Source organism: Nonomuraea corallina (assembly GCF_027620315.1).
Lineage (GTDB): Bacteria > Actinomycetota > Actinomycetes > Streptosporangiales > Streptosporangiaceae > Nonomuraea > Nonomuraea corallina.
Genome location: NZ_JAPNNL010000229.1, coordinates 1 through 10121 on the forward strand (window position 1 = coordinate 1; position 10121 = coordinate 10121).

The following is a 10121-nucleotide window of genomic DNA, read 5'->3' on the forward strand; positions in this document are numbered from 1 at the left end:
GACGAGCCCGAACAGGTGGCCCTGCCACGAGATGCCCGGCTCGCCCGGCAGCACGCCGGCCAGGATCGACCAGTACGCGATGGCCACGCCGATGCCGATGACGACGTCCAGCGCCCGCCGGTCGAACAGGCCGCGCGCGACCACGTACCCGAAGTAGCCGAACACCAGCCCGCTGGCCCCCACCGTGTAGGTCCCCGGGCTGGTGAACCAGGTGCCGACGCCGCCGATGACGATGATCAGCAGGCTCGCCGCCAGGAACCTGCCGATCCCGCGCAGCCCCGCCAGGAACCCGAGCACGAGCAGCGGCAGCGAGTTGGCCATCAGGTGCCCGAAGCCGCCGTGCAGGAACGGCGCGGTGAAGATGCCGACCAGCCCGTCGGGCTGCCAGCCCCTGATGCCGTACGCATAGTCGGGGGAGCCCGGTGTCAGGTAGTCGAAGATCTCGACGGCCCACATGACGGCCAGGATCATGACCATCGTCAGCGCCGAAGCCAGGGCGCCCGAGAGCAGTGAGGCCAGCCCGCTCTTGGCTGACTCGTAACGCGGCCGCGAGTAGTCGCTCATGCCCCTCCCCAGGTGACGTCGTCCCCTACAACCGTACGCATGAAATACCGCAAACGCGCATGAAGAACCCCCTCCCGGCGACCGGGAGGGGGTACGGAGTCGAGGCTATTCGCCCTTCCACCGGGGAGCGCGCTTCTCCGCGAAGGCCGCGGCGCCCTCCATGGCGTCCTTGGAGCCGAACACCGGGTTGACGATCTCGCCCTGCTTGCGGAACATCTCCTCCAGCGACCAGTCCTGCGACTCGATGATCACCCGCTTGGTCGCGGCCAGCGCGAGCGGCGCGTTGGCGGCGATCTTGCGGGCCAGCTCGACCGCCCCCTCCAGCGCCTGCCCCGGCTCGGTGACCCGGTTGACCAGGCCCAGCTCGTACAGGCGCGCGGCCGGATAGTGGTCGCCGGTGAGCGCGATCTCCATGGCCACGTGGTACGGGATGCGCCGCGGCAGCCGCATGACCCCGCCCGCGCCGGCCACCAGGCCCCGCTTGGGCTCGGGCAGCCCGAACTTGGACTCCGACGAGGCCACGATGAGGTCGCAGGACAGGGCCAGCTCGAAGCCGCCCGCGAGCGCGTACCCCTCGACGGCGGCCACGATCGGCTTCTTGGGCGGCGCCTCGGTCATGCCGCCGAACCCGCGCCCCTCCACCACAGGGAAGTCGCCGGACAGGAACCCCTTGAGGTCCATGCCCGCGCAGAACGTGCCACCGCCTCCGGTCAGCACGTAGGCGGAGACCTCGGGCCGGGCGTCGAGCGCGTCCAGCGCCTCGGCGATGCCCCTGGCCACCGCCCCGTTGACCGCGTTGCGGGCCTTGGGGCGGTTGATGGTGATCACGGCGACGCCGTCGGACTCCTCGACGAGCACTTCGTCAGACACGGGACCTCACTTACTTGGGCTGGAAGCGGATGCCGCCGTCGAAGCGGATGACTTCGGCGTTCATGTAGTCGTTCTGGACCAGCGAGTGCACCAGGTGGGCGAACTCGTCGGCGCGGCCCATCCGCTTGGGGAACACCACCGGCGCCACCAGCTTGGCCTTGAACTCGTCGGCGTTGGCCGAGAAGCCGTAGATGGGGGTGTCGATGATGCCCGGGCAGATGGTGTTCACCCGCACGCCGATGGCGGCCAGGTCGCGGGCGGCCGGGATGGTCATGCCGACGATGCCGCCCTTGGAGGCGCTGTAGGCGAGCTGCCCCGTCTGGCCCTCCAGCGCGGCCACGGACGCGGTGTTGATCACCACGCCGCGCTGGCCGTCCTCGTCGACCGGGTCGGTCTTGGCGATGGCCGCCGCGCCGAGGCGCATGAGGTTGAACGTGCCGATCAGGTTGACCTCGATGACCTTGCGGTAGGAGGCCGGGTTGTGCGGCTCGCCGTTGCGGTTGACGGTGCGCTCGGCCCAGCCGATGCCGGCGCTGTTGACGACCACGCGGAGCGGCTTGCCGGTGGCGGCGGCGGCCTCGACGGCGGCCTGTACCTGACCGTCGTCGGACACGTCCGTCTTGACGAAGACACCGCCGAGCTCGTCGGCGACGGCCTTGCCGCGCTCCTCGTTGAGGTCGGCGACGACCACGGTGGCGCCGGCGCGGGCCAGCTCGCGGGCCGTGGCCTCGCCGAGGCCACTGGCGCCGCCGGAAATGATGACTGCGGATCCGTTCACGTCCATAGCACGGACCCTAACCCCCTACCGAATGAAGTTCTACTCGGAGGGGGGTCAAATTCCGCCAACGGCACTGTCGACGTCGGCGTAGACCTTGATGCGCCGGTCGAGGCCGGTGGTCCGCAGGATGCGCGCCACCGGGGCCTGGGGCGCCGCGAGCGACACGCCGCCGCCCTCGCCGGTGGCCAGCCGCCAGGCCTCGATCAGCACCGACAGACCGCTCGAATCCATGAACGACAGCTGCTGGAGGTCGAGGACGAGCCGGGCGCCGTCCTGCTTGATCGCGTCACGTACCTCGTCGCGGAGGACCGGGGCGGTGAACAGGTCGAGCTCTCCCGCAACGGCCACCACCACGGCGTCACCGAGGGAGTGTCGCGCCAGCCGCAGCTTCATGGGCCCCTCCTCGATGAGCCACTGTACTTCGACTTGCCCGGATAGAGGGCATCCACAAACTACGATCAGCCGTATGAATGAGGACGAGACGGCGCTGCGCGTCCGCCTGCCGTCCGCCCGCCTGAGCCCCCTGCGCGCCGTCCTGCGCCGGATGGCGATCGCGTTGGCGATGCTGCTGGCCATGTTCGCGCTGGTCGCCCTGGACCTGGACGGCTACCGGGACAACGCCGACAGCGAGGTGTCCCTGCTCGACGCGCTGTACTACGTCACCGTGTCCATCTCCACCACCGGGTACGGCGACATCACGCCCGTCACCACCGGGGCCAGGATCGTCAACATCGTCGCCGTGACGCCGCTGCGCATCGCCTTCCTGGTGGTGCTCGTGGGCACCACCCTGGAGGTGCTCACCCGGCGCACCAGGGACGCCATCCTGATCGACCGCTGGAGGAGCAGGTTGCAGGACCACACCGTGATCGTCGGGTACGGCACCAAGGGCCGGGCCGCCGCCCGCACACTGCTCGACAACGGCACCGTCAAGGAGTCCATCGTGGTCGTGGACCCGGACCCGGCCGTCGTGGAGGAGGCCGCGGCCGACGGGTTCGCCGGCGTCCTGGGCGACGGCAGCCGCAGTCACGTCCTGGGCCGGGCCCGCGTCAGGACCGCGGGCCAGATCATCATCGCCACCCGGCGCGACGACACCACCGCCCTGGTGACGCTCACCGCCCGCAGCCTCAACCGCAAGGCCACGATCGTGGCCGCGGTCCGCGAGGCGGAGAACGACCCGCTCGTCCGCCAGAGCGGCGCCGACGTGGTCATCACCTCGGCCGAGACGACCGGGCGGATGATGGGCGTGGCCACGCAGAGCCCCGCCGTCAGCGCGCTGATCCAGGACCTGCTCACCTACGGCAGGGGCGTCGACCTGACCGAGCGCCTCGTCCGCCCCGAGGAGGTGGGCGGCCCGCCGATCAAGGGCGAGGAGCTCCCGGTCGCGGTCGTCAGGGACGGCCGCATGTTCCCCTACACCGACCCGCGCGCCGCCGAGCTGCACGAGGGCGACACGCTGGTGGTCATCCACGTCGCGAAGCCGGAATAGCGAACCCGTAGGGCAGCTCCAGCCGGTGGCGGGCGAGCAGCTCGGTGTCGGCCAGCAGCTCCCGGGTCGGCCCGTCGGCCGCGATCACCCCGTCCGACAGGATCAGCGAGCGCTCGCACAGCTCCAGCGCGTACGGCAGGTCGTGGGTGACCATGAGCACGGTCACGTCCAGGGAGCGCAGGATCTCGGCCAGCTCCCTGCGGGCCGCCGGGTCCAGGTTGGACGAGGGCTCGTCGAGCACCAGGATCTCCGGCTCCATCGCCAGCACGGTCGCCACGGCCACCCGGCGGCGCTGGCCGAACGACAGGTGGTGCGGCGGGCGGTCGGCGGCGTCGAGCATGCCGACCCGTTCCAGCGCCTCTTCGACCACGGCCCGCAGCTCCTCGCCGCGCAGGCCCGCGTTGGCCGGGCCGAACGCCACGTCGTCGCGGACCGTGGGCATGAAGAGCTGGTCGTCGGGGTCCTGGAACACCAGGCCGACGCGCTGCCTGATCTCCTTGAGCGTGTCGCGGCGCACGGGGGTGCCGGCCACCGTCACGGTGCCGTGGCCGGCCGTGAGGATGCCGTTGAGGTGCATGACGAGCGTGGTCTTGCCCGCGCCGTTCGGCCCGAGCAGCGCCACCCGCTCGCCGCGCCGGATGGTCAGGTCGACGCCGAACAGCGCCTGCGTCCCGTCGGGGTAGGCGTAGGCGAGGCTGCTCACTTCGAGCGAGTTCTCCGTCATGCGAGGCATCACAGCACAGACCCGGGCAGCAGCCCCGACAGGAACACGGCCAGGGCCGCGAGCGGCAGCGCGAGCGCCGTCCCCCACTGTCCCGCCGTGGCCGGCCCGGCGTGCGTCATCGGCATCCGGCCCGCGTACCCGCGGCTGAGCATCGCCAGGTGGACGCGTTCGCCGCGCTCGTACGAGCGGATGAACAGCGCCCCGGCCGAGCGGGCGATCACCGGGATGTGCCGGACGTCACGCGCCCGGAACCCCCGCGACTCCCTGGCGACGCGCATCCGGCGCATCTCATCCATGATCACGTCCAGGTAGCGGAGCATGAACATGGCGATCTGCACCAGCAGGTCGGGCACCCGCAGCCGCTGCGCCCCGACCAGCATGTCGCGCGGCTCGGTGGTGGACGCCAGCAGGATGGACGCGGTGACGCCGAGCGTCGCCTTGGCCAGGATGTTCCAGGCCGCCCAGAGCCCGGGGACGCTCAGCGACAGCCCGAGCAGCACGGTCCGCTCCCCCGTCCCGACGACCGGGACGAGGAAGGCGAACAGCACGAACGGCACCTCGATGACCATGCGCCGCAGGATGTGCCCCGGCCGGATCCGCGCAACGGCCGCGACGGCCGCGAGCAGGCCCGCGTACAGCCCGAAGGCCCAGAACCACTCACGCGGCGTGGCCACCACCACGATCGCGAACGCGAGCACGGCGAGCAGCTTGCACTGCGGCGGCAGCCGGTGGACCGGCGAGCCCCCGGGCACGTAGAGCGGACCCCCCGCGCTCATCGGCCCGTGCTCAGACCTTCGTCCGGTCGCGCCCGCGGGCGGCGTAGGCGACGGCGGCGGCGACCAGCAGGGTCAGCGCGACGCCGATGACCCCCGCCACGCCCACCGGGATGCCGCCGACCTCGCCGTAGTCGCCGAGCGGCCACCCGCCGAACAGGTGATCGGTCGCCTGGCCCAGGAAGCCCTGCTCCTCGGCGACCGATTCCAGCCCGTCCGGGTCCGGCGAGGCGAAGAACGACACCACCCCGGCCAGCAGCAGCGTCAGCCCGAGCGCGGCGAGCACGAAAGGCCGCGCCGCGCCGGTCCTGGCGCCGGTCCTGGCGCCGGTCCTGGCGCCGGTCCTGGCGCCGGTCCCGGTGGGCTCGGGCGCCCCCTGGACCACCGTGCCGGTCCCGTCGGCGTCGCGCAGCACCAGCGGCCGGGCGAGCCCGCGCGCCCCGTGGACCAGGTCGGGACGGACGGCGAGCACCGCGCCGACGGTCAGCGCGGTGATCAGGCCCTCGCCGATGCCGATCAGCACGTGCACGCCGGTCATCGCGGCGGCCACGGTCCCGATCTCGATGGGCGCGGTGCCGCCGAGCCAGAACAGCAGCGTGAACACCAGCGCGGAGGCGGGCACCGACAGCAGGGCGGCCGCGAACGACGCCGCCGTCACCCCGCCCCTGCCCGGCGCCACCCGCGTGACCAGCCGGAACACCGCCCAGCCGACCAGCACCGTCACCAGGCCCATCAGCACGATGTTGACGCCGAGCGCGGTCAGCCCGCCGTCGGCGAAGAACAGCGCCTGCACGACCAGGACCACGGCTATGGCCAGCACGCCCGTATAGGGCCCGACGAGTATGGCCGCCAGCGCCCCGCCCAGCAGGTGACCGCTGGTGCCGGCGGCGACGGGGAAGTTGAGCATCTGGACGGCGAAGACGAAGGCCGCGACCAGCCCGGCCATCGGAGCCGTCCGGTCGTCCAGCTCACGGCGGGCGCCGCGCAGGCAGACCGCCACCCCGGCGGCGGCCACGGCCCCGGCGGAGATGGACACCGCGGCGGTGAAGAAGCCATCGGGTACGTGCACGACGCGCCTCCCAGGGGTACCGGCAATCATCCCCACTGTAGGACACAGCTGTGCAGTTGCATATAGATCGCATTAGCGCATGATTTTTCGGAGAAACGCCCGCGCGGACAGCCGCCGCACGACCGCGCTGAGCCGCCCCCGGTTCGAGGTCGCGTACGGGCGCGCGACGCACGGCCCGGCCCCCAGCAGCCAGCGGCGCGACCCGGCGACCGGGTCGTCGCCCGCCTCGATCCTGAACCGGGCGGGCGGCCCGCCCAGGTCGAGCTCCAGATAGGCGTCCCAGACCCCGGGACCGAACCGCCCCACGGCGGGACTGGCCACGAATCCGCCCCCGGCCAGCGCCACCACCCGTTCGGCCCGCTCGCTCCCGCTGCCCCGCTCGCGCCACACCAGCCGCCGCACCGCGGCCGGCGGCGGCGCGACCCCGGCCACCGCGACCTCGCCGTCGAGCACCAGCCGCCGCCCGACCGACCAGCGCGCCCCCACGAGCCGCGCGCTGCCCGGCACGCCGATCGCGTGCCCGCCGACATCCAGGCTGAGGTTGCCGTTGTCGCGGGTGAAGTACGGCAGCACGGCCACCTCGCCGACCAGCCGGGCCGGCGGGCGGGCCAGGGCGGTGTCGCGGTCCGCGCCCAGCCTGGCCGAGCGGGCGACCCCGGCGACCTCGACCGACACCCGCAGGTCCCACACGCCGGAGGTGAGCACCGCCGGGTCGATCCTGGCCACGAACCGGCCGCCGGACCGGCCGGCCGGCACGACCAGCTCCCGCCGGGGCTCGTGACGGGTGCGCAGCACCACCGAGACCCGGTCGGGCTCCTCGCACCCCGTCAGCGCGGCCTCGCCCGCCACCACCAGCGTCCGCCCGTCCCAGCACAGCCCGGTCAGCCGGCGCGTCACGGGCGCCGCCTCGATCACGGCCAGCCGCGCCAGCAGGTCCACGTCGTCGAGCGCATCCAGCCGCCGCCGGTCGACGTCGGGGAGCCGGTCGCGGACGCCCGGCGTGAGCCAGCGGTCGCACAGCGCGGCCACCGCCGCGGCGATCTCCTTGCGCCTGACCTCGCCGGACTGCAGGAAGGGCGTGCCGAGCTGGGCCAGGATGTCGAGCTTGAAGTGGCGGGCCAGCAGATGGTCGCGGAGCGGACCGGGCGGGACGTGGCCGGTCATGAGCCCGATCGGCTCGCGGATCATGGACATCCAGGCGAGCGGGTCGCGGCTGTCCGGCCGTTGCATGACGCTGCTGCCGTCGGGTCTGGCGACCAGGTGGTAGCAGTCCCGGTCGGCGACGACCGAGATCGTCCTGGCGTGACAGTAGGCGTGCACGGTGAAGTAGATGTCCTCGCCGATGAGCACGCCCTCGCGGAACCGGATGCGGTGCCGCTCCAGCAGCTCGCGGCGGAACAGCTTGAAGCAGCTCAGGCTGTTGTAGACGGCGCTGTCGCCCAGCTCCGCCCGATCGGCGTTGCGGTGGAACATCGACTCGGGCACCCGCCGCCCGTGCCCGACGATCTTGCCGAGCACGATGTCGGCGTCGTTCCTGTCGGCCGCGGCCAGCAGGTGTTCGAGCGCCTCGGGGCCGAGGTAGTCGTCGGCGTCGCAGAAGAACACGTAGCGGCCGGTCGCGTGGGCCAGGCCGATGTTGCGCGGCCGGCCGGCGCCGCAGGAGCCCTCCACCCGGATCACCTTGACCGTGCCCCGGTGGTGGGCGGCGTAGAGGCCGAGCAGCTCGGCGGTGCCGTCGGTGGAGCCGTCGTCGACGACCACGATCTCCTTGACGACCCGCTGCACCAGCGCCGCCGTCAGGCACCGGTCGAGATAGGGCCGGCAGTCGCGGGCGGGGATCACGACGCTGACGTCGACCGGATCTCCGCCGACCACCATGACACCCTCCATCACCGTGCGCTCGCGTCCGGTCTCAGTATGTGACGCCGGTGGGGCGCGGGTGAGCGGATCGGCTGTCTTTCATGCCCTCCTTTTGCAAGGGAGCGTTCATTCCTGCGCTTTTTGAGAATTGTGCAGGTAAAGTCATTCATCACGGCATTTAACCCGCACCGAATCGGCTTCAGGAACGCAGTTATCCCCCGCCGGAGGGGAGAACTTCCCCCAGGGGAGCGCTGCCGTACCCCCAGGTCCTCCCGGATGATCGGCAGGGCCCGAGCGCGCGTCTACAGTGAGGCAATCCTGACGTGGAGGTGGCGGGGATGGGATCGGATCTGCGCAGGCGGATGGCAGGCAAGGGGTCGATCGTGCACACAGCGGAATTCATCGTCTCCTCGGCGCGACTGGCGGAGCTCCACGAATGCTCCGCGCTGCTCCGCCACACCCGGCAGCGGGCGGAGGAGATCGTGGGCCAGGCGCGCGCCCTGCTCTCCGAGGCCGAGCGCCAGGGCGACGCCGAGCGGGCGCCGGAGCTGGCCGCGCAGCTCGACCAGGCCCGGCGCTCCTACTGCCAGGTCCTGAACGCGTACATGGTCATCTGCCGGCGGATCACCGCCGAGCGGCAGGAGATCCTCCAGGCGCAGCTGGAGGCCGACCGGCCCACCGGGCTCACCGGCGTGACACGAATTCTTCTGTGACGCGTGAACCTTTATGGGATGAGGGGCGTCAAAAAGACATTACGGCTAGCCGCCGCATGAACGGGCTCCAGCTCCCCGGTGGTTCCTCCCGGGGAGCTGGAGCAGGGGGCGTCCGGCGCCGTCAGGCCTCGACACGGGGGACGCCGTCGTCGTCGGCGGACTCCTGCAGGCGCTCCACGAGCTGACGCCGCTGATTCGGGGTGAGCCGTACGGGCCAGACCGCGGGCAGCATCAGCACGTCGCCGTTGGCGAGGCCGACGAGCTGGACGGGGAATGACGGGGAGGGGATCACAGTGCCGACATTCTGGCACGTCACCGGGCCCCACGAGCGGGGTTCGCGTCCGGGAACTCCCAAAGAAAGCGCAGGCCACAACGCCATTTCCCGATTTTTCAGGGCTTGCCGGGCACATTGAGGCCCGCCCCCGGCGGCAGCGTCCGGAAATCTCGCCGGCACGGCTGGTTTCCCCGGCCGCCGTCGGGAGAAAGTGAGAGGGTGACGCCCGAGCAGCCCCGGCCATCGCTGTCCCCGCCGGTGATCGCCGGCAGACCGGTCACGACGCTCCCCGCCGAACCTTCCAGGCGCCTGGTCGCCGCACTGGCCGGGCGTCGCGGTTCCCGTGAGAACATCCTGGTCGACGTGGTCATGCGCGGCCCGGTGTCCCCGCACACGCTGGCCATCCTCTGCGGGATCGAGGACGCCGCCTGGCGGCTCGGCGTCGACCTGGTCCTCTCGGCCGCCGGCGGCCGGCCCGGCAACGGCTGGCCCGACCGCGTCGACGGCCACGACACGGCCGGCGTGCTGCTCGTGCGCGCCGCGCCCACCGCGGCCGAATGGGCGTGGCTCACCGACCGCGGCATCCCCGCCGTGCTCGTCGACCCGCGCCGCAAGCCGCCGCCCGGAGCGCCCGTCGTCGCCTCCGCCAACCGCGCGGGCGCCAGGGCCGCCGTCGCCCACCTGATCGGGCTCGGCCACGAGCGGATCGCCGTCATCACCGGCCGCCCCGGCGTGCCCTGCGGGGCCGACCGCCTGGCCGGATACCGCGACGCGATGGCCGCGGCCGGACTGCCCGCCGACCCGGCCTGGCAGGCCTGCGGCTACTTCCAGACCGGCCTCGCCCGCCAGGCCGCACTCGACCTGCTCAACCGGCTCCCGGCCCCGCCCACGGCCGTCTTCGCCTGCTCCGACACGATGGCGATCGGCGTCTACGAGGCGCTGGCCGAGCGCGGGCTGAGCGTCCCCGGCGACGTCAGCGTGGTGGGCTTCGACGACGCCGCGGAGGCCGG

General features: G+C 72.4%; 12 protein-coding genes. 3 read left to right on the top strand and 9 right to left on the bottom strand.

Going from position 1 to position 10121, the window contains the following annotated elements; genetic code table 11:
* From OUY22_RS33565 to OUY22_RS33580, 4 genes are all read right to left on the bottom strand, one after another.
* On the bottom strand, positions 1-564 hold a 564-nt coding region (locus OUY22_RS33565; RefSeq protein ID WP_270159302.1), incomplete at its 3' end, for a rhomboid family intramembrane serine protease.
* A gap of 105 nt (positions 565-669) precedes the next feature.
* Positions 670-1434, bottom strand: coding sequence for a crotonase/enoyl-CoA hydratase family protein (locus tag OUY22_RS33570; protein WP_270159303.1), 765 nt, complete (start codon positions 1432-1434; stop codon positions 670-672).
* Positions 1435-1444: 10 nt separating this feature from the next.
* Positions 1445-2218, bottom strand: coding sequence for an SDR family NAD(P)-dependent oxidoreductase (locus tag OUY22_RS33575; protein ID WP_270159304.1), 774 nt, complete (start codon positions 2216-2218; stop codon positions 1445-1447).
* 48 nt (positions 2219-2266) lie between these two features.
* A complete protein-coding gene (locus tag OUY22_RS33580) occupies positions 2267-2605 on the bottom strand; it encodes an STAS domain-containing protein (protein WP_270159305.1) in 339 nt (112 codons plus the stop codon).
* Between the two features lie 73 nt (positions 2606-2678).
* Here OUY22_RS33580 and OUY22_RS33585 point away from each other — a divergent pair, with 73 nt between their 5' ends.
* Positions 2679-3698, top strand: coding sequence for a potassium channel family protein (locus OUY22_RS33585; RefSeq protein ID WP_270159306.1), 1020 nt, complete (start codon positions 2679-2681; stop codon positions 3696-3698).
* On the opposite strand, the gene OUY22_RS33590 is transcribed toward OUY22_RS33585, so the two are convergent.
* The 4 genes from OUY22_RS33590 to OUY22_RS33605 form a co-directional block, all read right to left on the bottom strand.
* Positions 3673-4422 carry an energy-coupling factor ABC transporter ATP-binding protein gene (locus OUY22_RS33590; RefSeq protein WP_270159307.1) on the bottom strand — a complete coding sequence of 250 codons (750 nt, stop codon included), beginning with the start codon at positions 4420-4422 and terminating at the stop codon, positions 3673-3675. The genes OUY22_RS33585 and OUY22_RS33590 overlap by 26 nt on opposite strands.
* Before the next feature lie 8 nt (positions 4423-4430).
* Positions 4431-5198 (bottom strand): cobalt ECF transporter T component CbiQ, encoded by a 768-nt coding sequence (cbiQ, locus tag OUY22_RS33595; RefSeq protein WP_270159308.1) that lies wholly within the window; start codon positions 5196-5198, stop codon positions 4431-4433.
* Positions 5199-5208: 10 nt separating this feature from the next.
* Entirely contained in the window at positions 5209-6264 is a 1056-nt protein-coding gene (locus OUY22_RS33600) for an energy-coupling factor ABC transporter permease (RefSeq protein ID WP_270159309.1), read from the bottom strand.
* A gap of 72 nt (positions 6265-6336) precedes the next feature.
* Positions 6337-8142, bottom strand: coding sequence for a glycosyltransferase family 2 protein (locus OUY22_RS33605; protein WP_270159310.1), 1806 nt, complete (start codon positions 8140-8142; stop codon positions 6337-6339).
* Positions 8143-8462: 320 nt separating this feature from the next.
* Between OUY22_RS33605 and OUY22_RS33610 the strand changes: the two genes are divergently transcribed.
* Positions 8463-8837 carry a hypothetical protein gene (locus OUY22_RS33610; protein ID WP_270159311.1) on the top strand — a complete coding sequence of 125 codons (375 nt, stop codon included), beginning with the start codon at positions 8463-8465 and terminating at the stop codon, positions 8835-8837.
* Positions 8838-8958: 121 nt separating this feature from the next.
* On the opposite strand, the gene OUY22_RS33615 is transcribed toward OUY22_RS33610, so the two are convergent.
* Positions 8959-9129 carry a hypothetical protein gene (locus OUY22_RS33615; protein WP_270159312.1) on the bottom strand — a complete coding sequence of 57 codons (171 nt, stop codon included), beginning with the start codon at positions 9127-9129 and terminating at the stop codon, positions 8959-8961.
* 201 nt (positions 9130-9330) lie between these two features.
* Between OUY22_RS33615 and OUY22_RS33620 the strand changes: the two genes are divergently transcribed.
* Positions 9331-10121 (top strand): substrate-binding domain-containing protein (locus tag OUY22_RS33620; RefSeq protein WP_270159313.1); only part of this gene is annotated, 791 nt, incomplete at its 3' end.

Excerpts from the sequence above, each read along its gene's own strand:
- OUY22_RS33575 (WP_270159304.1), bottom strand. The coding sequence starts at position 2,218 with ATGGACGTGAACGGATCCGCAGTCATCATTTCCGGCGGCGCCAGTGGC.
- OUY22_RS33580 (WP_270159305.1), bottom strand. The coding sequence starts at position 2,605 with ATGAAGCTGCGGCTGGCGCGACACTCCCTCGGTGACGCCGTGGTGGTG.
- OUY22_RS33585 (WP_270159306.1), top strand. The coding sequence starts at position 2,679 with ATGAATGAGGACGAGACGGCGCTGCGCGTCCGCCTGCCGTCCGCCCGC.
- OUY22_RS33590 (WP_270159307.1), bottom strand. The coding sequence starts at position 4,422 with ATGACGGAGAACTCGCTCGAAGTGAGCAGCCTCGCCTACGCCTACCCC.
- cbiQ (WP_270159308.1), bottom strand. The coding sequence starts at position 5,198 with ATGAGCGCGGGGGGTCCGCTCTACGTGCCCGGGGGCTCGCCGGTCCAC.
- OUY22_RS33605 (WP_270159310.1), bottom strand. The coding sequence starts at position 8,142 with ATGGTGGTCGGCGGAGATCCGGTCGACGTCAGCGTCGTGATCCCCGCC.
- OUY22_RS33610 (WP_270159311.1), top strand. The coding sequence starts at position 8,463 with ATGGGATCGGATCTGCGCAGGCGGATGGCAGGCAAGGGGTCGATCGTG.